The sequence below is a fragment of the Noviherbaspirillum denitrificans genome, assembly GCF_002211445.1.
GTDB lineage: Bacteria > Pseudomonadota > Gammaproteobacteria > Burkholderiales > Burkholderiaceae_D > Noviherbaspirillum > Noviherbaspirillum denitrificans.
The window spans coordinates 1-17,974 of the sequence record NZ_LSTO01000016.1 but is presented as its reverse complement, the minus strand read 5'-3'; the positions used below and the strand labels follow the sequence as shown (position 1 = coordinate 17,974).

Here is a 17,974-nt window from a genome sequence, read left to right as displayed (position 1 = left end):
GGCGATGCCGGCCTGCACCTGACGCTGGGCGTGCCGGACAATTGCGACGACGCGGTCATCAGCCGCCATGCGCAATCGGCGGGCATCATCGCCCGGCCGCTGTCGCGCTACTACATGGATGCCCGCACCGCCCGCAAGGGCCTGCTCCTCGGTTACGCCTGCGTGCCCAACGAAGCAATTGCACCGACTTTCGACCGCCTCGCCAACATCATCCGTCCGCACCTGTCCAATAGCGCGGAAGTCCGCCAGCGCGCGTCAGGACGTTAGTTTGCCGAGGTGCTCTTCATCGGCGATGCGCCGGATATAGGCCGCGAAGTCCGGGTCTTCGCCACGCAACAACTGCGGCAGCAGGAAGTAGAAATCTTCGCGCTGGCACCATTCGCGCATGTAGTCGTCCCAGGAATGCCAGCGGCGCAGCGCAACGCCCTTCATGTCGGGCTCGTAGGAAACGATGTAGGCGCGCTCGAACAGCGCGATGAGCATCTCGAAAATGATCAGCATGCGCTCGCGCTGCTCGTCGGTCAGGTTGGGCGTCGAGGTGGTGGTGCGCAGCTTCAGGTCGGGATTGTCGAGGACGATCTTGAGGAAATCCTTGTAGGCGTCCTGCAGCATCTGGTACGCCTCCTCGTCCTCGGCGTCGCGCTCCTTGCGCTGCTCGAACAGGAACAGGAAGATCGCGAACGGCAGGCCGAACACGGTGACGATGAAGCTGGCGGTTTCCCAGAAGTCGGGATCGAGCAGGAATTCCATGGCAACCTCTCAGGTGGTCACCCTATCCTACCCTATTTGCGGCTGGTATCCCTTCGCTAGCGAGCGGTCACATCCCTGCCGTGGCTTTTCATAACAGCCTCGGCTAGTGTTGCGGCCCATGCCGTGCAGCCTTTGGCGGACGGATGATAGCCGTCCGAGGCCATCATGCTGCGGTCGTCGGTATCGAGCGCAAGCGGCACGTAGCGGACACCCTCGCGCGCATCGGCAAGTTCGCGCGCTGCCGCGTCCAAGACATCAGCCTTCAATCCCATCACCCAGCGCAAGGGCTGCGGCAGGGCTGGAAAATGACGCAGCGGCGGCACGCCGGACAACAGCACCAGACCCGGCTGGCAGCGCCGCTCGATTTCGTCCAGCACGTCTTGCAGGTCTCGCCGCCACTGCGATACGGCACGGAATGCCGTCGTATCGTTCACACCGAACGCGACCAGCACCACGTCCACCGGCGCATGCGGAATGGTGGTGATGAAGGTATCGAGCGCCTCGCGCACGGTCACGCCGTTCCTGCCGCAAGCGCGCCATGTAACCGGACGGTGCAAGGCATCGGCCATGGACTGCGCGAGTTGCCCGGTAATGGCTTCGTTATGGTTATCCACGCCCACGCCAGCCACCGGCGACTCGCCGATCGTGAGCAACGTCAGTGGCGTGCCCTTATGGATTGCACCGCATACGCCTTCCAGCGGCCCGCCGGCTTCCGGCAGGCGCGGCGTCACCCGGCGCGTGTATTTGCCCTGCGCGACCAGAAAGGGCAGCAGCGGCAATGCAACGAGTTCAGGCAGGTAGCGGCGCATCGCCGGTCAGCGCAGTTGCATGTGCTCGATCTTGATGCACTTGTCCATCACGACATCGAGCCCCGCCTTCTCCGCACGCGCGGCCGCGGCCTCATCAATGACGCCGAGCTGCATCCACACCGTACGCGCACCGATCGTAATCGCGTCGTCGACAGCTGCACCGACTTCCTCCGATTTGCGAAAGCAGTCGACCACATCAATGCGGCCGCCCTCCTGCTTCACCGCCCGTGCCGCATCCCCCAGCGTGGCATAGCAGGGCTCGCCAAGGATACGCGTGCCCGCATAGGAAGGATTCACCGGCACGATGCGATAGCCATGGGACTGCAGGTATTGCGCCACTTCATGGCTGGGCCGATCGTCCCGCCTGGAAAGGCCGACGACGGCAATGGTGCGGCTTTCGGTAAGGATGCGTTGGATGGTTTGCTGTTCCTGGTCCATGCGAATTCCGATTCTCCAAAACAAAAAGGCAGCCGAAGCTGCCTTTTCATTGTACCGCCAACATCATCAGCGCTTGCGGCGCAGCTTTTCGATCGCTGCCAGCTGCGCAACAGCCGCAGCCAGTTCCGCCTGTGCCTTGGCGTAATCGATTTCCGATTCGCGGTTGGCCAGTGCTTCTTCAGCCAGCTTCTTCGCTTCAGCCGCCTTCGCCTCGTCCAGGTCGTGACCGCGGATCGCGGTATCGGCCAGCACGGTGACGCCGTTCGGTTGCACTTCGAGGATACCGCCCGCGACGAATACGAATTCCTCGTCCGCCTGGCCCGGCACCTTGATGCGCACCGCACCCGGCCTGATGCGCGTGATCAGCGGGGTGTGCTGGGGATAGATACCCAGTTCACCTGCCTCACCCGGCAACGCGACGAATTCGGCCTCGCCGGCGAAGATTTCCTCTTCGGCGGAGACGACGTCTACGTGAATAGTGTGTGCCATGTTAGAACCTTTAATGTTCGTCTGAAGACCAGACCGTTTGCGCGCAATCCGGTACATTCAGGCGAGACACGCTGCGCTGTGCCTGCCCGAATGCGCCGCACTGCGACGCGCGCGATTAGATCTTCTTGGCCTTTTCGATTGCTTCCTCGATCGTGCCGACCATGTAGAACGCCTGCTCCGGCAGGTGATCGAGTTCGCCGGAAGCGATCATCTTGAATCCCTTGATCGTGTCCTTCAGCGAAACGTACTTGCCCGGGGAGCCGGTAAACACTTCAGCAACGTGGAACGGCTGGGACAGGAAACGCTGCATCTTACGTGCGCGTGCCACGACCAGCTTGTCTTCCGGTGCCAGTTCGTCCATGCCCAGAATCGCGATAATGTCGCGCAGTTCCTTGTAGCGCTGCAGCGTGCCCTGAACGGAACGCGCGGTCTCGTAGTGCTCGGCGCCGACGACGTTCGGGTCCAGCTGACGCGAGGTCGAATCGAGCGGATCCACTGCGGGGTAGATACCCAGTGCAGCGATGTCGCGCGACAGAACGACGGTGGAGTCCAAGTGCGCAAACGTGGTTGCCGGCGACGGGTCGGTCAAGTCATCCGCAGGGACGTACACGGCCTGGATGGAGGTGATCGAACCGGTCTTGGTCGAGGTGATACGCTCTTGCAGGCGGCCCATTTCTTCGGCCAGCGTCGGCTGGTAACCCACCGCGGAAGGCATACGGCCCAGCAGCGCGGACACTTCGGTACCGGCCAGGGTGTAACGGTAGATGTTGTCCACGAAGAACAGAACGTCACGGCCTTCGTCACGGAAGGATTCCGCGATGGTCAGACCGGTCAGCGCGACGCGCAGACGGTTGCCCGGCGGCTCGTTCATCTGGCCGTAGACCATCGACACTTTCGAATTGGCCAGGTTGTCCAGGTCAACGACCTTGGAGTCAGCCATTTCGTGGTAGAAGTCGTTACCTTCACGGGTACGCTCACCCACGCCGGCGAACACGGACAGACCCGAGTGTGCCTTCGCGATGTTGTTGATGAGTTCCATCATGTTCACGGTCTTGCCCACACCTGCACCGCCGAACAGACCGACCTTACCGCCCTTGGCGAACGGGCAGACCAGGTCAATCACCTTGATGCCGGTTTCCAGCAGTTCCTGCGACGGGGACAGCTCGTCGTATGCCGGTGCCTTGCGGTGGATCGAGGCGGTTTGCGTTGCGTTGACCGGACCGCGCTCGTCGATCGGGTTACCCAGCACGTCCATGATGCGGCCCAGCGTTGCCGGACCAACCGGCACGGAGATCGGTGCGCCGGTGTTCTTGATGACCATGCCGCGACGCAGACCGTCGGAAGAGCCCAGCGCAATGGTACGGACGATGCCGTCACCGAGCTGCTGCTGCACTTCGAGGGTCAGCGCGGAGCCTTCCATCTTCAGAGCATCGTAAACCTTGGGCATCGCGTTGCGCGGAAACTCCACGTCAACCACGGCGCCGATACACTGAACGATTTTGCCTTCAGCCATTTTCGTTCCTTCAATATAAGTAGATTCTTTAGTTAAACCGCAGCCGCACCGGCGACGATCTCGGACAGTTCCTTGGTAATCGCAGCCTGGCGAGTCTTGTTGTACACAAGCTTCAGTTCGCCGATCACGTTACCTGCATTGTCGGAAGCAGCCTTCATCGCCACCATGCGCGCCGATTGTTCCGACGCCATGTTCTCGGCGACGGCCTGGTAAATCAGCGCTTCGACATATCGCACCAGCAGTTCGTCGATCACGGACTGTGCATCCGGCTCGTAGATGTAATCCCACGAGTGCGAATTCTTGTCCGCTTCCATACGATCTGCCGACAACGGCAGCAACTGGTCCATCATCGGTTCCTGCTTCATCGTATTGATGAACTTCGTGTAGAACAGGTAGACCGTATCGAGCTTGCCTTCCTGGTACGCGTCGAGCAGCACCTTGACGGGGCCGATCAGCTTGTCCAGGTGCGGCGTGTCGCCGAGGCCGACGGCCTGCGACACCACCTTGGCACCGATACGGTTCAGGAAACCGAGACCCTTGTTGCCGATTGCGACTGCTTCAACCTTCTTGCCCTGACCTTCGAGCTCGCGCACCTTGTTGGTCACCTGACGCAGCACGTTGGTGTTCATGCCGCCGCACAGACCCTTGTCGGTCGTGACGACGATGATGCCCACCCTCTGTGCGCCATCCTGCTTGACCAGGAAAGGATGCGTGTACTCCGGATTGGCCTGCGCCAAGTTAGCGGCGATATTACGAATCTTGTCACTGTAGGGACGGGCCGAACGCATCCGGTCCTGCGCCTTGCGCATTTTGGATGCGGCGACCATTTCCATCGCCTTGGTGATCTTCTTCGTGTTCTCTACGCTCTTGATCTTGCCGCGTATCTCTTTACCTGCAGCCATGAGTAATTACTCCTTCAGCTCCAGTGATCAGAAAGTTTTCTTGAAGGCGGCAATCGCAGCAGCAAGTTCGGCGTCGCCGTCCTTGTCGAGTTGCTTGGTGTCTTCAATCTTCTTCAGCAGAGCAGCGTGGCTGGTCTTCATGAAGTTGTGCAGGCCGGCTTCGAATGCGAGCACCTTCTTCACGTCGACGTCGTCGAAGTAGCCCTTGTTCACGGCGTACAGCGACACGGCCATCAGCGAGATCGGCAGCGGGGAGTACTGGGTCTGCTTCAGCAGTTCGGTCACGCGTGCGCCGCGGTCGAGCTGCTTGCGGGTCGCTTCGTCGAGGTCGGAAGCGAACTGCGCGAACGCTGCCAGTTCACGGTACTGCGCCAGGTCGGTACGGATACCGCCGGACAGGCCCTTGATGACCTTGGTCTGTGCTGCGCCACCGACGCGGGACACCGAGATACCTGCGTTAATCGCGGGACGGATACCGGCGTTGAACAGCGAGGTCTCGAGGAAGATCTGGCCGTCGGTAATGGAAATCACGTTGGTCGGAACGAACGCGGACACGTCACCTGCCTGGGTTTCGATGATCGGCAGCGCGGTCAGCGAGCCGGTCTTGCCCTTGACTTCACCCTTGGTGAACGCTTCGACGTAGTCGGGGTTCACGCGTGCTGCACGCTCGAGCAGACGGGAGTGGAGATAGAACACGTCGCCCGGGTATGCTTCGCGGCCCGGCGGACGGCGCAGCAGCAGGGAAACCTGACGGTAGGCGACTGCCTGCTTGGACAGGTCGTCATAAATGATCAGTGCGTCTTGACCGCGATCGCGGAAGTATTCGCCCATCGCGCAACCGGAGTAGGCGGCGATGTACTGCATCGCGGCGGATTCGGAAGCGTTGGCGGCGACGACGATGGTGTAATCCATCGCGCCGTGCTGTTCGAGCGCGCGGACGATGTTCTTGACCGTCGATGCCTTCTGGCCGATCGCGACGTAGATACACGTCATGTTCTGGCCCTTCTGGTTGATGATGGTATCAACCGCGACGGCCGACTTACCGGTTTGACGGTCGCCGATGATCAGCTCGCGCTGGCCACGGCCGATCGGCACCATGGAGTCGATTGCCTTGAGGCCGGTTTGCATCGGCTGGTCAACGGACTGACGTGCGATAACGCCCGGTGCGACCTTTTCAATCACGTCGCTCAGCTTGGCATTGACCGGACCCTTGCCGTCGATCGGCTGGCCCAGCGCGTTGACCACGCGGCCGACCAGTTCCGGACCAACCGGCACTTCCAGCACGCGGCCGGTGCACTTGACGGTGTCGCCTTCGGAAATGTGCTCGTATTCACCCAGGATAACGGCGCCGACGGAATCGCGCTCGAGGTTCAGCGCCAGACCGAAGGTGTTGCCCGGGAATTCCAGCATCTCGCCTTGCATCGCGTCGGAAAGACCGTGGATGCGGCAGATACCGTCGGTCACGGAAATCACCGTGCCCTGATTGCGAATCTCAGCGGTGTCGCCAAGGCCTTGAATCCGGCTCTTGATCAGTTCGCTGATTTCAGACGGGTTGAGTTGCATGTTAACTCCTAAATTTTTTAATCTCTGCTTACGCTAGCGCCAGCAAGGCCGCGATCACGACGCGAGGGCCACGTGCATCTTCTGCAGCTTGGCACGGACGGAAGTGTCGAGCACTTCGTCGCCGACGGTGACGCGTACGCCACCGATGAGCGAGGTGTCCACCGTCACGGTCGGGTTCAGCTTGCGGCCGAATTTCTTTTCCAGCGTCGCCACCAGGTCTTTCACTTGTGCGTCGGTCAACTCGAACGCGCTCGAGATCTCCGCATCTGCAGCGCCTTCTGCTGCGTTCTTCAGGGCGAAGAACTGCGCGGCGATTTCGGGCAGCAGCGCGAGGCGGCCGTTTTCGACCAGCATCCCGACGAAGTTTTTGGCTTCGGGGGAGACATTGGACTTCAACAGCGACAAGAACGTTTCGGAAACCTGCGAATCCGAGAGCTTCGGATTGCTGGCGAAAGACTTGACGTCGGGAAGAGCAGCAACGGCCGCCATTTCCGACACGAGGTCGGACCAGGCGGCCAGATTGCCGGACTTGGCTACACGGAACAGTGCTTCAGCGTAAGGACGAGCAATCGTTGCGAGTTCGGCCATGATTACAGCTCGGTCTTGAGTTGGTTCAGCAGGTCGGCGTGGGCCGCTGCGTTCACCTCACGCTTGAGAATCTGCTCAGCGCCCTTGACCGCGAGAGTCGCGACCTGGGCACGCAGTTCGTCGCGTGCACGAGTAACTTGCTGTTCTGCGTCGGCTTTGGCTGCGGCAACAATGCGTGCAGCTTCTTCGGATGCAGATTTCTTGGCGTCTTCGATGATCGATTGGGCGCGCTTTTCCGCGTCAATGATGCGCTTCTGGCCTTCGTCACGGGCGGACGAGAGTTCAGCCTGCGCACGCTTGGCGGCTTCGGCCATCTCTGCCTTGCCACGGTCGGCAGCAGCGAGGCCGCTCGCGATCTTCTCGGCGCGCTCGTCGAGCGCCTTCATCAGCGGCGGCCACACGATTTTCATCGTGAACCACGCGAGGATGAAGAAGACCACGAACTGCGCAAACAAGGTTGCATTTAAGTTCACGGTGTTTTCCTTCTCAGAATAACGAGAGCCGAACCTCGGATGGGTTCGGCTGATGGAAATTCAGCGATAGGCTGATTACTTCGCGATGAACGGGTTTGCGAAAGCAAACAGCATGGCGATACCAACACCGATCAGGAACGCTGCGTCGATCAGACCAGCCAGCAGGAACATCTTGGTCTGCAGGGTGTTCATGAGTTCAGGCTGACGTGCGGATGCTTCGAGGTACTTGCCGCCCATGATGGCGATACCGATACATGCGCCGATAGCACCCAGGCCGATGATCAAGCCGCAAGCCAAAGCAACAAAAGAGATGTCAGTCATGAGAGTTCCTTCAAAAGGTTAAGGTTAAAGACAAAAACTAAAAACAAACTTCGTTACGTACTACTATCCTGAGGATTCTTTAGTGGGCTTCGTGGGCCATGCCGATGTAGACCAGGGTCAGCATCATGAAGATGAAGGCCTGCAGGAACACGATCAGAATGTGGAAGATTGCCCACAGCGAGCCGGCGATCACGTGGCCGACAAAGCCGAATGCGGTTGCCATCGAGCCGAGCAGCGCGATCAGCAGGAACAGGAGTTCGCCTGCGTACATGTTGCCGAAGAGTCGCATGCCGAGGGACACGGTACGGGCGACGTATTCGATGGCGTTCAGGAGGATGTTGAACGGAGCCATCCACGGACCGAACGGTGCGGCGATCCACTCGTGCAGCCAGCCGCCGACGCCCTTGATCTTGAGGTTGTAGTAGATGACGACGGCGAGCACGCCGAGGGCCATGCCGAGGGTGCCGTTGAGGTCTGCGGTCGGCACCACGCGGTGGTGGATGTCGATGCCCATCATGCGGAAGACGCCGGCGAACAGGTCGACCGGCAGGAAGTCCAGCGAGTTCATCAGCGCGACCCAGACGAAGACGGTCAGGGCCAGCGGTGCGATGAAGCGGCGGTCGCCGTGCACGATTGCCTTGGACTGGTCTTCGACCATTTCGACGACCATTTCAACGGCAGCCTGGAAGCGGCCCGGGACGCCGGAGGTCGCCTTGCGGGCGGCCAGCCACATGAAGAAGCAGCCGACCACGCCCATCGCGATGGACCAGAACATCGTGTCCATGTTGATGATCGAGAAGTCGACGATCTTCTCTTGATGATGGGTGGAGAGGTGTCCGAGATGGTGGACAATGTATTCCGATGGGGTTGGAGCTCCGGTGGATGCCATGTCAGTGCCTAAATATTAAGATGATGTAACTCTTCAGTGCCACGATGAAGGCGGCGAGCAGCGCCAGCCAGTTCAAATCGCGATACAGCCATACCACCGCGCCCAATAGCGCGACGGTCAACGCAATCTTGATAAATTCACCGATGAAAAAAGTCATCGGGTTGACAGCTCCAGGCTTGTGCGCGTTGATGAACAACCGCAAGGCAAACAAGCCGTTTGGCACAACACAGCACAAGCCGCCAAGAAGTGCAGACAACAGCGCGTGCCATCCTCCGATCAGGCCGGCAATCAGTCCGGTAATGACCGTGGTCAAAAACTGCAGGAGAACGACGCGTAGCATTGGTGATCCGCTTTGGTGCAATCCGTGGGGCTTCCGGCTCCTGGAAGCTCCGGCTACGGGCCGCGGTATTTCTTCGTGGTGCGTCTTGAGAAACCCCGGGATTATAAGTGTTTTCCACAGGGACCGTCAAACCTTTGGCAAAGGGAAATCCCTTAACCCTACTACCGTAAAACTACGGTATTGGCCTAAGTGCGAATGCGGAGTATGGCGTCTTACGCAGGCTGTAGGCGGAAATCCGGACAGAGGCTGGATGGGTTTTGCGAATCACTCGCCCTCATTTGGTGCGCCGGCAAATAGGATTATTCCCTTTTCCTTTCAAATCAAGCGCTTATTGAAAGGTGGCTGAAAGCTGCAACATGGCATGCTTATTGTTAAGCTGTCCAGGCACTCATTTTCCCTATTAGGACACGACCATGGATTCCCACCGGCCCGCCCCCCGCTCCATCACCCTTCGCTTCCTGGCGGAGCCAACCGACGTCAATTTCGGCGGAAAAGTCCATGGCGGCGCCGTCATGAAGTGGATCGACCAGGCGGGCTATGCCTGCGCGGTCGGCTGGAGCGGACATTACTGCGTCACGGTTTTCGTGGGCGGTATCCGCTTCTACAAACCCATCTTCATCGGCCAGGTCGTCGAGGTGACGGCGACCGTCGTGCATACGGGGAGTTCGAGCATCCACATCGCGATCGAAGTGGCGGCTACCGATCCGCGCACGGGCACGCGCAAGACGACCACACGCTGCCTGATCGTGTTCGTCGCGGTAGATGCCGGCGGTGACACGGTACAGGTGCCTTCCTGGGAGCCCGTCACCGAGGAAGACCTGCGTCTGCAAAAACATGCGATGAAGGTGGCCGAAATGCGCAAGGCGCAGGAGGATGATCTCGCGCCCGGATGATTTCAGTCCGCCAGGCTGTGCAGCCAGTCCCGCCCTTGCGGCCAGTCGCCAAGACCGCTCTCGGCATTGATGTGGCCGCGCGCACCAAGCTCGTGGAAGTGCGCCCCCCACGCCTGCGCCCATGCCTTTGCTTTGGCGAGGGCGCACCACGGGTCATCGTTCGATGCAACGACAATCGCTTTGAATGGCAGCGGACGCCGGGGCATCGGCGCGAAGCCGGTAACGAAACCGGGAAAGTCGTTGCGCTCGACATCGGGCGGCGCGACGAGCAAGGCGCCCTTCACTTTTGATGCATGCGGCACGCCGCCGTGCGTTTCCGCCCACCACGCGGTCGTGGCACAACCGAGGCTGTGTGCAGCGAGCAGGACTGCACCCGGCGCATTCCGGATCGCGTTATCGAGCGCGGATACCCACTCTTCGCGTGCCGGTTTTTCCCAGTCTCGCTGCTGCACGCGATGCGCGCCGGGCAGCATGCCTTCCCATAATGTTTGCCAATGTCCTTCACCGGAATTGAACAGGCCGGGGTGGATGAGGATGGTGGATGTCATGGCGGGCGTGAAGTCGAATAAGGCTAGGAATTGTACAAGTGATGCGCTTGCATCACAGGCAGCCCTGCGCGAGTCTCCGCTTGAGATCGCGTGCTGCCAGCGCATAGCCGCCGTCGCTGCCGTCGACGAAGTGCATGTGGTTGCCGTTGTACGAGCGGACGATGCAGGTCACGAGCGCCTTGTTCGACTTGCTCGCACCCCACGCAAGCCGGCCGGCGCGGCATTCCTCTTCGAGATAGTCGCGCAGCAGCGCATACTGGTCCGCGCTGCTGTCGATCAGCATGCGCAGCATGCCGTCGAACTTGCGGAAATCTGAGTTCTCCACGAGATCACCGCGATAGCGGGTCCACTGCGTCGCCTCCGTGTCCTGCCCGCGCATGAATAGCCAGCTGCCCGCCGCGCTGCGAAACAGCAGGTCGGCGAAATAGGCGATGCGCTGCCACGTACCCAGCCCGTTGGTTCGCACACGCCATTCATGCGACAAGGTGCGCGGACTGAATGCGAGGCGCATGCGCTCGGCACGCAATGGATGATAGCTGGGGACGTCGCCGTAGATTGCCTGGATGCGTGCCAGCACATTCTCGTAGATGGCATGCTTGCCCTCGACATCCGGCGCGACTGCGGTGACGAGCAGCGACAGTTTGTGACCGTTCACGCTAGGGAAGGCTTTCCAGCGGCACTCGAATCCGTCGAAACGCGCCTCGACCGGGCCGTTATGTTCATCGATACGCACGACGCCCGCGGCATCGGGCGTCTTCACGCGACGCTCTGCTTCTTCCCAGCCGTTGCCCGAAAACGTCGCTTGCGTGACGTGCCGTGACAATTGCACCTTGCCGGCGCGTACGGCGTGGCCGTCATCCGTCAGGCTGGCAACGCTGACGAGGCCGACGCGCAGTGTCAGGCCGAATGCTTCCCGCGCAAGCTGTTGCGCACCACGCAGCGCAGCCGATACACGATCGCGCAGGCCTGCGGGCAAGGCCAGCGTCGCGCCGTCGCCACCAAAGACAAACGGGAGATCGATATCCGGTTCGACATTCAATACGGCCGTGATGCAGGCAACGCCAACCGTGTTCACATCCTTGTAGGCGCCGGCCTCGATGGCAAGCGTCGAGCCGGCGACGTCGGCGATCGCGATCCACCAGTCACGCGGCAGGTCGCGATGGAGCCGGCCGGCAGTCGTTTCGGAGAACGAAGGGACGGCCGGGATGTTGCGGTAGAAATGCGGGCTATCAGTCGACGAAGAAACGCTCGATGCAAAGATTCGTTCGGGGCACGAATCCGGCTGCATCGTCTTATGAACGCAACTTTGCGATCAGCACATCGAGCGCGTCGAGGTCCGCGAAATCGATGATGAGCTGTCCCTTGTTCTTGGCGCCAACCTTGATCACAACCTGCGTGGCAAGCGCATCGGAAAGCTCTTCCTCGAGGCGAGCAATATCGCGCGACTTTTCCTTTGTTGCGCGCGTCGTTGAACCGGACTGTTCGGTGGTGGCCCTGACCACCAGTTTCTCGGCTTCGCGCACCGACATGCGCTTGGCGACGATCTGGTTGGCGAGCGTAATCTGCGTCGCGGAGTCGACCGCGAGCAAGGCGCGCGCATGGCCCATGTCGATGTCGCCGGCCATCAGCATGGTCTGCACCGGCTTTGCGAGGTTCAGCAGGCGCAGCAGGTTGGACACCGCACTGCGCGAGCGGCCGACGGCACCGGCGGCCTGTTCATGCGTGAAGTCGAAGTCGCTGATGAGGCGATGGATGCCTTGCGCTTCTTCCAGCGGGTTGAGGTCTTCGCGCTGGATGTTTTCGATCAGCGCCATCGCGGCGGCAGCCTGGTCGTCGACGTCCTTCACCAGTACCGGCACTTCGCTCAAGCCGGCGATCTGCGCAGCGCGGAAGCGGCGTTCGCCGGCGATGATTTCATAGCGGCCGTCGCCGTTGACCGGACGCACCAGGATCGGCTGCATCAAGCCCTGTGCCTTGATCGATGCGGCGAGTTCCTGCAGCGCGCCTTCGTCCATGCGCGTACGCGGCTGGTATTTGCCAGCCTGCATTTGCGTGACGTTCAGTGTCGAAGGTGAACCTGCGACGGTGGGAACAGCTTCTTCGATGTCGGATGATCCGCCAAGCAGTGCGTCGAGGCCGCGGCCGAGTCCCTTGGATTTTTTCAGTGCCATGTCGTGCCTCACATAGTCTTGATGCGCTCGACCATCTCGGCGCCGAAGCTAATGTAAGCCTGCGCGCCCTTCGACGACGGATCGAAAGTGACGCCGGGCATGCCGTAGGACGGTGCTTCAGCCAGTCGCACATTGCGCGGAATGATGGTCTTGAATACCTTGTCGCCGAAGTGCTGTTCGAGTTGCGCGGAGACCTGCTGCGAGAGCGTCATGCGCGGGTCGAACATCACGCGCAGGAGGCCGATGATCCGCAGGTCGGGGTTGAGCTTGCCGTGCACCTTCTTGATGGTGTTCACGAGGTCGGACAAGCCTTCGAGCGCGTAGTACTCGCACTGCATCGGGATGATGACGCCATGCGCGGCGCACAGGCCGTTCAGCGTGAGCATCGAGAGCGCGGGCGGACAGTCGATGAGCACGAAATCGTATTCGCTCTCGACGGCATTGATGGCATCCTTCAGGCGCTTTTCGCGGTTGTCGAGTTCAACCATTTCGACTTCGGCGCCGGCGAGTTCGCGGTTGGCCGGCAGCACATCGAAGCCGCCGGTTTCGGAAGACTTGCGCGCGGTCTTCACATCGGCCAGGCCGAGCAACACCTCGTAGACGGACGATTCGAGTTCGGCCTTGTTGATGCCGGCACCCATCGTCGCATTACCCTGGGGATCGAGGTCGACCAGCAGAACACGCTGATCGATTTTTGCGAGTCCGGCCGCGAGGTTGACTGCCGTTGTTGTTTTGCCGACGCCGCCTTTCTGGTTGGCGACGCAGAAGATCTTGGCCATATTGTTCTAGTTGGTCGTGAGTGTGATGGCGAAGTCAGCAGGTGCGCTCATGCCTGTGCTTCCGCTTCGATGAATACGAGATGGCGCTCGGCGTCGAGGCCGGGTACGGTCAAGGATTCTACCCTGCCGACTTTCCATCCGGCAGGCAGCCGCGCAATTTCTTGATCCGGCATCACGCCCTTGAGCGCAATGAAGTGCCCGCCCTCTTCCAGCAAATGGCCGGACCAGGTGACGAAGTCATTCAGTTCGGCGAAGGCGCGCGAAGTGATGACATCAAACTTGTGCGGCACCTTCAACTGTTCCACGCGGCTGGTGTGGACGGTGACATTGGCAAGGCCGAGTTCGGCTTTCACCTGCGTGAGGAAGGCGGTCTTCTTGTGCACGGTGTCGACCAGCGACACGCGCATGTCCGGACGCGCAATCGCGAGCACGATGCCGGGCAGGCCGCCGCCCGCGCCGACGTCGAGGATGTTCTTCGCGCCGGCGAAAGCGGGGACGACCGCGAGCGAATCGAGCAGGTGGTGCGTGACCATCTGCTTCGGGTCGCGCAGTGCGGTGAGGTTATAGACGGCGTTCCATTTCGACAGCAGCGCGAGGTAATCCATCAGCTTGCCGAGCTGGACGTCGTCCAGGCCGAGATGCAGGTCGCGCGCGCCGTTGGCAAGCGTGCGTATCAGTTCTTCGCGGGCAAATGCAGTCATGCGGCCGCCGTGACGTTGGCGAAGTCCTTGAAACCGCCCTTCTTCAGGTGCACCAGCAATAGCGAGATCGCGGCCGGGGTAACGCCGGAAATGCGGGACGCCTGGCCCAGGGTTTCGGGACGGTGCTTGTTGAGCTTCTGGCGAACTTCGACCGAGAGACCGCGCACTTCCATGTAGTCGATTTCGGCGGGCAACTTCAGGTTTTCGTAATGGTCGTGGCGCTCGACTTCGCGCGCCTGGCGGTCGATGTAGCCGGCGTATTTCACCGAAATTTCGACCTGTTCCGCAACCGCGCTGTCCGTTACTCCCGGGCCGGCGAGCTCCTGGCCTTCGACGCCTTTCAGTGTCATCAGGGATTCGTAGCTAACATTGGGGCGGCGCAGAAGATCAGTGAGCGCATACTCCCGCTCAATGCCTTTACCTAGGACACGTTCGGCCTCGGCTGGCGGCAGGATGCGGGGGTTGACCCAGGTTGATTTCAGGCGTTCCAGTTCGCGCGCGACGGCTTCGCGCTTGCGCTCGAAAACTTCCCATTGCGCGTCGCCGACACAGCCGAGTTCGCGGCCGATTTCAGTCAGGCGCATATCGGCGTTGTCTTCGCGCAGGCTGAGGCGGTATTCGGCGCGGCTGGTGAACATGCGATAGGGTTCCTGCACCCCCTTGGTAATCAGGTCATCTACCAGTACGCCTAGATAGGCTTCGTCGCGGCGTGGCGTCCATGCTTCCCTGCCCTGCGTGAGCAAGGCCGCGTTAATGCCAGCAAGCATACCTTGGGCGGCGGCTTCTTCGTAGCCTGTGGTGCCGTTGATCTGACCGGCAAAGAACAGGCCCTGGATCGCCTTGGTTTCCAGCGAAGACTTCAGGCCGCGCGGGTCGAAGTAGTCATACTCGATCGCATAGCCGGGGCGCAGGATGTGCGCATTCTCCAGGCCGCGCATTGAGTGCACGAGTTCGAGTTGCACGTCGAACGGCAGGCTGGTTGAGATCCCGTTGGGATAGAACTCGTTGGTAGTCAGGCCTTCCGGCTCCAGGAAGATCTGGTGCGAATTCTTGTCGGCGAAGCGGTGGATCTTGTCTTCGATCGACGGGCAGTAGCGCGGGCCGACGCCTTCGATCACGCCGGTGTACATCGGGCTACGGTCAAGGCCGCCACGGATGATGTCGTGGGTACGCTCGTTGGTGTGCGTGATCCAGCACGGTAGCTGCTTCGGATGCATTGACGCCGAGCCCATCACCGAAAAGACCGGGATCGGGTCGAGGTCGCCCGGCTGTTCTTCCATCACCGAGAAATCGATGCTGCGGCCATCGATGCGCGGCGGCGTACCGGTCTTCAGGCGGCCTTGCGGCAGCTTCAGTTCCTTCAGGCGGGATGACAGCGAAATCGCCGGCGGATCGCCTGCACGGCCGGCCGGGTAATTGTTGAGGCCGACGTGGATCTTCCCGTCAAGGAAGGTGCCGGCGGTCAGGACAACCGCGCGGCTGCGGAAGCGGATACCGACCTGGGTCACGGCGCCAACCACACGGTCGCCCTCCACCATCAGGTCGTCCACGGCTTGCTGGAACAGCCAGAGGTTCGGCTGGTTTTCCAGGCGGCGGCGGATCGCGGCCTTGTACAGGATACGGTCGGCTTGAGCGCGCGTGGCGCGGACGGCCGGGCCTTTCGAGGAATTCAGGATGCGGAACTGGATGCCGCCTTCGTCGGTGGCGATTGCCATTGCACCGCCCATCGCGTCCACTTCCTTGACCAGGTGTCCCTTGCCGATACCGCCGATCGAGGGGTTGCAGGACATTTGACCAAGGGTCTCGATGTTATGGGTGAGCAGCAGCGTCTTCTGCCCCATGCGGGCAGAAGCGAGGGCCGCCTCGGTACCGGCGTGGCCGCCGCCGACAACGATGACGTCGAATTCAGTAGGAAAAAGCATAGGTCGCCCCGGGGAGACGGGTAAGGAAGTGGCCGGCGGAACGTGCGCCGGAGGCGAGATTATAAAGTGTTTTTAACCCGCCCTACTTCCGATACCCACGTTTGTTTCACGTGGAACAAATCAAGGCACGAGGCGTGCGATGAAAAATCCGAGGATAAAGGCAAGCCCGGCAACGATCAGCCAGTAACCCCAATGGACTGCACCAAACCCGGAGACTTGCGGCTCTTCTTCCTGCATCTGAGACTTGGGTGGGACGACGATTGGTTGCGGTGGCGGCGGCAATGGTCGCTGCGCCCTCTTCGCCCGCAATTCTTCCATGAGATCGTCGGCAGCCTGAACGTCTTCCGCCGCCAAGGCGGACTCCTTCCGAAAAGCCGGCGCGGGCGGCGCGGCAGTGTCGACCAGCATGGGAAAGTCTTCCATGGCCTCCCGCTTGGGCGGCACCGTCTCGATTGACGGCTCCCATTGGGCAATGGCATGGCGAGCCTGTTTCAGCAAGTCCAATTCATCTTCCGGATCCTGCAGCATCACTGTGACCGGATCCATAGGGTCCTGCCGAAGGAAGCGATCAATGACGGTACGCTCCAGTTCGTCCGGCGTCTGATCGTCCAGCGGCATGAATACTTCGACGATGAGTTCGTTCGCTACCAGCTTCTGGAGCGCACGATTGAAGCGATCGTCCGTGAGTGCGGATAACTTGCTGCGGATGCCTTGATAGGTCGACACCCCATCCACCATGATCAGCACCAGACGCTCACTTTGCGTGAGGCCGTGGCTCTTGTTGTGAATTTCTTCGCGGCCGGTATGGGTGCGCTGGAATATAGTGGCGGAATCAGTCATGGCGTCAGTGGCTATGTTTCACGTGAAACACTTGGATGGCAAAGTCGACCAAATGTTTCCCCCCACCATCATAATTCATCCTACTCGCCCAACCGACAAGGCGCTATACCAAAACCACAATAAGAAGAGTGGAAATTGTAAGGAGGCTTTACCTTCCCTGTCAGGTGCGCTTGCTACAATAGAAGCTCCACCATAGGAGAAGAGATGACGACAACAACAGCCCTTGGCGCATTCACCTTCAGCACTGTCCCCCATATCGTGTCGGAGATCGGTGCCGTTAAACGGATTGGCGCCCTTGTCCAGCAGCATTTCCCAAAAGCACGCCGCGCCCTCGTTGTCACCGATGGCGGTTTTCTGAAAACTGGCCTGGTTGATGCCCCGATTGCCAGCCTGAAAGAAGCCGGATTGTCCGTTAGCATTTTCTCCGACGTGGTGGCTGATCCGCCGGAAACCGTCGTTTTGCAAGCAGTAGCCGACGCCCGCAAGAACGAGATTGACCTCGTCATCGGCCTGGGTGGCGGCAGTTCGATGGATGTCGCGAAGCTGATCGCAGTGCTGGTCGACAGCGAGCAGGATCTCAAATCCATGTATGGCATCGGCAATGTGAAAGGCAGCCGTGTGCCGCTGGTGCAGATTCCGACCACGGCCGGTACCGGCTCCGAAGTTACCCCGATTTCCATTGTCACTACCGGCGCAACGACCAAGATGGGCGTGGTTTCCCCGCAGCTCTACGCCGACCTGGCTATCCTTGATGCCGAGCTGACCATCGGGCTGCCCCCGAAGGTGACCGCTGCAACCGGCATTGATGCCATGGTGCACGCGATCGAGGCCTATACCACCAAACTGAAGAAAAACCCGCTGTCGGATATGCTGGCGCGCCAGGCGCTCGCATTGCTGTCGGACAACATCATCACCGCCTGCGAAGACGGGAAGAATCTCGCCGCGCGCCAGGCCATGCTGCTCGGTGCAATGCTCGGCGGCCAGTCCTTTGCCAATGCGCCGTGCGCGGCCGTACATGCCCTCGCCTATCCGATCGGCGGCATTT

The 17,974-nt window shown here is 60.6% G+C and carries 21 protein-coding genes and 1 pseudogene; 3 read left to right on the top strand and 19 right to left on the bottom strand.

Features of this window, described 5'->3' with window-relative positions:
• Positions 1 to 267: pseudogene (locus AYR66_RS29150) on the top strand (MocR-like pyridoxine biosynthesis transcription factor PdxR); the annotation flags it as partial.
• Here the strand turns inward: AYR66_RS29150 and AYR66_RS27045 are convergent.
• The 12 genes from AYR66_RS27045 to AYR66_RS26990 form a co-directional block, all read right to left on the bottom strand.
• A complete protein-coding gene (locus tag AYR66_RS27045) occupies positions 256 to 750 on the bottom strand; it encodes a hypothetical protein (RefSeq protein ID WP_170942396.1) in 495 nt (164 codons plus the stop codon). The pseudogene AYR66_RS29150 and the gene AYR66_RS27045 overlap by 12 nt on opposite strands.
• 56 nt (positions 751 to 806) lie before the next feature.
• Positions 807 to 1,559 carry an SGNH/GDSL hydrolase family protein gene (locus AYR66_RS27040; protein WP_088710634.1) on the bottom strand — a complete coding sequence of 251 codons (753 nt, stop codon included), beginning with the start codon at positions 1,557 to 1,559 and terminating at the stop codon, positions 807 to 809.
• A gap of 6 nt (positions 1,560 to 1,565) precedes the next feature.
• Positions 1,566 to 1,997: a CoA-binding protein gene (locus AYR66_RS27035; RefSeq protein ID WP_088710633.1), complete on the bottom strand. Its 432-nt coding sequence runs from the start codon at positions 1,995 to 1,997 to the stop codon at positions 1,566 to 1,568.
• Between the two features lie 66 nt (positions 1,998 to 2,063).
• Complete coding sequence (locus AYR66_RS27030; protein WP_088710632.1) at positions 2,064 to 2,486, bottom strand: F0F1 ATP synthase subunit epsilon; 423 nt, start codon at positions 2,484 to 2,486, stop codon at positions 2,064 to 2,066.
• 115 nt (positions 2,487 to 2,601) lie between these two features.
• On the bottom strand, positions 2,602 to 3,999 hold the full coding sequence (atpD, locus tag AYR66_RS27025) for a F0F1 ATP synthase subunit beta (protein WP_088710631.1): 1,398 nt from the start codon (positions 3,997 to 3,999) through the stop codon (positions 2,602 to 2,604).
• Positions 4,000 to 4,031: 32 nt separating this feature from the next.
• Entirely contained in the window at positions 4,032 to 4,901 is an 870-nt protein-coding gene (gene atpG, locus AYR66_RS27020) for a F0F1 ATP synthase subunit gamma (RefSeq protein ID WP_088710630.1), read from the bottom strand.
• Positions 4,902 to 4,928: 27 nt separating this feature from the next.
• Positions 4,929 to 6,464: a F0F1 ATP synthase subunit alpha gene (gene atpA, locus AYR66_RS27015; RefSeq protein WP_088710629.1), complete on the bottom strand. Its 1,536-nt coding sequence runs from the start codon at positions 6,462 to 6,464 to the stop codon at positions 4,929 to 4,931.
• A 54-nt stretch (positions 6,465 to 6,518) separates the two neighbouring features.
• Entirely contained in the window at positions 6,519 to 7,052 is a 534-nt protein-coding gene (locus AYR66_RS27010) for a F0F1 ATP synthase subunit delta (RefSeq protein ID WP_088710628.1), read from the bottom strand.
• A 2-nt stretch (positions 7,053 to 7,054) separates the two neighbouring features.
• On the bottom strand, positions 7,055 to 7,525 hold the full coding sequence (locus AYR66_RS27005) for a F0F1 ATP synthase subunit B (RefSeq protein WP_088710627.1): 471 nt from the start codon (positions 7,523 to 7,525) through the stop codon (positions 7,055 to 7,057).
• A 75-nt stretch (positions 7,526 to 7,600) separates the two neighbouring features.
• Positions 7,601 to 7,846 carry a F0F1 ATP synthase subunit C gene (atpE, locus tag AYR66_RS27000; protein WP_088710626.1) on the bottom strand — a complete coding sequence of 82 codons (246 nt, stop codon included), beginning with the start codon at positions 7,844 to 7,846 and terminating at the stop codon, positions 7,601 to 7,603.
• 79 nt (positions 7,847 to 7,925) lie between these two features.
• A complete protein-coding gene (gene atpB / locus AYR66_RS26995) occupies positions 7,926 to 8,735 on the bottom strand; it encodes a F0F1 ATP synthase subunit A (protein ID WP_088710625.1) in 810 nt (269 codons plus the stop codon).
• Between the two features lies 1 nt (position 8,736).
• Positions 8,737 to 9,075, bottom strand: coding sequence for an ATP synthase subunit I (locus tag AYR66_RS26990; protein ID WP_088710624.1), 339 nt, complete (start codon positions 9,073 to 9,075; stop codon positions 8,737 to 8,739).
• A gap of 413 nt (positions 9,076 to 9,488) precedes the next feature.
• On the opposite strand from AYR66_RS26990, the gene AYR66_RS26985 reads away from it, so the two are divergent.
• Positions 9,489 to 9,968, top strand: coding sequence for an acyl-CoA thioesterase (locus AYR66_RS26985; RefSeq protein ID WP_088710623.1), 480 nt, complete (start codon positions 9,489 to 9,491; stop codon positions 9,966 to 9,968).
• Between the two features lie 2 nt (positions 9,969 to 9,970).
• Here AYR66_RS26985 and AYR66_RS26980 read toward each other — a convergent pair whose 3' ends face one another.
• The 7 genes from AYR66_RS26980 to AYR66_RS26950 form a co-directional block, all read right to left on the bottom strand.
• Positions 9,971 to 10,516 carry an RBBP9/YdeN family alpha/beta hydrolase gene (locus tag AYR66_RS26980; protein ID WP_088710622.1) on the bottom strand — a complete coding sequence of 182 codons (546 nt, stop codon included), beginning with the start codon at positions 10,514 to 10,516 and terminating at the stop codon, positions 9,971 to 9,973.
• A gap of 52 nt (positions 10,517 to 10,568) precedes the next feature.
• The gene (locus AYR66_RS26975; RefSeq protein WP_088710621.1) at positions 10,569 to 11,804 is read right to left on the bottom strand and encodes a DUF3095 domain-containing protein; all 1,236 of its coding nucleotides are present in this window, start codon (positions 11,802 to 11,804) and stop codon (positions 10,569 to 10,571) included.
• 4 nt (positions 11,805 to 11,808) lie between these two features.
• Positions 11,809 to 12,687: a ParB/RepB/Spo0J family partition protein gene (locus tag AYR66_RS26970; RefSeq protein WP_088710620.1), complete on the bottom strand. Its 879-nt coding sequence runs from the start codon at positions 12,685 to 12,687 to the stop codon at positions 11,809 to 11,811.
• Between the two features lie 8 nt (positions 12,688 to 12,695).
• Positions 12,696 to 13,466 carry a ParA family protein gene (locus tag AYR66_RS26965; protein ID WP_088710619.1) on the bottom strand — a complete coding sequence of 257 codons (771 nt, stop codon included), beginning with the start codon at positions 13,464 to 13,466 and terminating at the stop codon, positions 12,696 to 12,698.
• Positions 13,467 to 13,513: 47 nt separating this feature from the next.
• Positions 13,514 to 14,167, bottom strand: coding sequence for a 16S rRNA (guanine(527)-N(7))-methyltransferase RsmG (rsmG, locus tag AYR66_RS26960; RefSeq protein WP_088710618.1), 654 nt, complete (start codon positions 14,165 to 14,167; stop codon positions 13,514 to 13,516).
• A complete protein-coding gene (gene mnmG, locus AYR66_RS26955; RefSeq protein ID WP_088710617.1) occupies positions 14,164 to 16,089 on the bottom strand; it encodes a tRNA uridine-5-carboxymethylaminomethyl(34) synthesis enzyme MnmG in 1,926 nt (641 codons plus the stop codon). The genes rsmG and mnmG overlap by 4 nt, the downstream gene beginning before the upstream one ends.
• Positions 16,090 to 16,209: 120 nt before the next feature.
• Positions 16,210 to 16,929 carry a hypothetical protein gene (locus AYR66_RS26950; RefSeq protein ID WP_088710616.1) on the bottom strand — a complete coding sequence of 240 codons (720 nt, stop codon included), beginning with the start codon at positions 16,927 to 16,929 and terminating at the stop codon, positions 16,210 to 16,212.
• Between the two features lie 204 nt (positions 16,930 to 17,133).
• On the opposite strand from AYR66_RS26950, the gene AYR66_RS26945 reads away from it, so the two are divergent.
• Positions 17,134 to 17,974: iron-containing alcohol dehydrogenase (locus AYR66_RS26945; protein ID WP_088710615.1), on the top strand; the 841-nt coding region annotated here is incomplete at its 3' end.

What these genes read in the sequence shown, in the direction of transcription:
- AYR66_RS27045 (WP_170942396.1), bottom strand. Translation starts at nt 750, where the DNA reads ATGGAATTCCTGCTCGATCCCGACTTCTGGGAAACCGCCAGCTTCATC.
- AYR66_RS27040 (WP_088710634.1), bottom strand. Translation starts at nt 1,559, where the DNA reads ATGCGCCGCTACCTGCCTGAACTCGTTGCATTGCCGCTGCTGCCCTTT.
- AYR66_RS27035 (WP_088710633.1), bottom strand. Translation starts at nt 1,997, where the DNA reads ATGGACCAGGAACAGCAAACCATCCAACGCATCCTTACCGAAAGCCGC.
- AYR66_RS27030 (WP_088710632.1), bottom strand. Translation starts at nt 2,486, where the DNA reads ATGGCACACACTATTCACGTAGACGTCGTCTCCGCCGAAGAGGAAATC.
- atpD (WP_088710631.1), bottom strand. Translation starts at nt 3,999, where the DNA reads ATGGCTGAAGGCAAAATCGTTCAGTGTATCGGCGCCGTGGTTGACGTG.
- atpG (WP_088710630.1), bottom strand. Translation starts at nt 4,901, where the DNA reads ATGGCTGCAGGTAAAGAGATACGCGGCAAGATCAAGAGCGTAGAGAAC.
- atpA (WP_088710629.1), bottom strand. Translation starts at nt 6,464, where the DNA reads ATGCAACTCAACCCGTCTGAAATCAGCGAACTGATCAAGAGCCGGATT.
- AYR66_RS27010 (WP_088710628.1), bottom strand. Translation starts at nt 7,052, where the DNA reads ATGGCCGAACTCGCAACGATTGCTCGTCCTTACGCTGAAGCACTGTTC.
- atpE (WP_088710626.1), bottom strand. Translation starts at nt 7,846, where the DNA reads ATGACTGACATCTCTTTTGTTGCTTTGGCTTGCGGCTTGATCATCGGC.
- atpB (WP_088710625.1), bottom strand. Translation starts at nt 8,735, where the DNA reads ATGGCATCCACCGGAGCTCCAACCCCATCGGAATACATTGTCCACCAT.
- AYR66_RS26990 (WP_088710624.1), bottom strand. Translation starts at nt 9,075, where the DNA reads ATGCTACGCGTCGTTCTCCTGCAGTTTTTGACCACGGTCATTACCGGA.
- AYR66_RS26985 (WP_088710623.1), top strand. Translation starts at nt 9,489, where the DNA reads ATGGATTCCCACCGGCCCGCCCCCCGCTCCATCACCCTTCGCTTCCTG.
- AYR66_RS26980 (WP_088710622.1), bottom strand. Translation starts at nt 10,516, where the DNA reads ATGACATCCACCATCCTCATCCACCCCGGCCTGTTCAATTCCGGTGAA.
- AYR66_RS26975 (WP_088710621.1), bottom strand. Translation starts at nt 11,804, where the DNA reads ATGCAGCCGGATTCGTGCCCCGAACGAATCTTTGCATCGAGCGTTTCT.
- AYR66_RS26970 (WP_088710620.1), bottom strand. Translation starts at nt 12,687, where the DNA reads ATGGCACTGAAAAAATCCAAGGGACTCGGCCGCGGCCTCGACGCACTG.
- AYR66_RS26965 (WP_088710619.1), bottom strand. Translation starts at nt 13,466, where the DNA reads ATGGCCAAGATCTTCTGCGTCGCCAACCAGAAAGGCGGCGTCGGCAAA.
- rsmG (WP_088710618.1), bottom strand. Translation starts at nt 14,167, where the DNA reads ATGACTGCATTTGCCCGCGAAGAACTGATACGCACGCTTGCCAACGGC.
- mnmG (WP_088710617.1), bottom strand. Translation starts at nt 16,089, where the DNA reads ATGCTTTTTCCTACTGAATTCGACGTCATCGTTGTCGGCGGCGGCCAC.
- AYR66_RS26950 (WP_088710616.1), bottom strand. Translation starts at nt 16,929, where the DNA reads ATGACTGATTCCGCCACTATATTCCAGCGCACCCATACCGGCCGCGAA.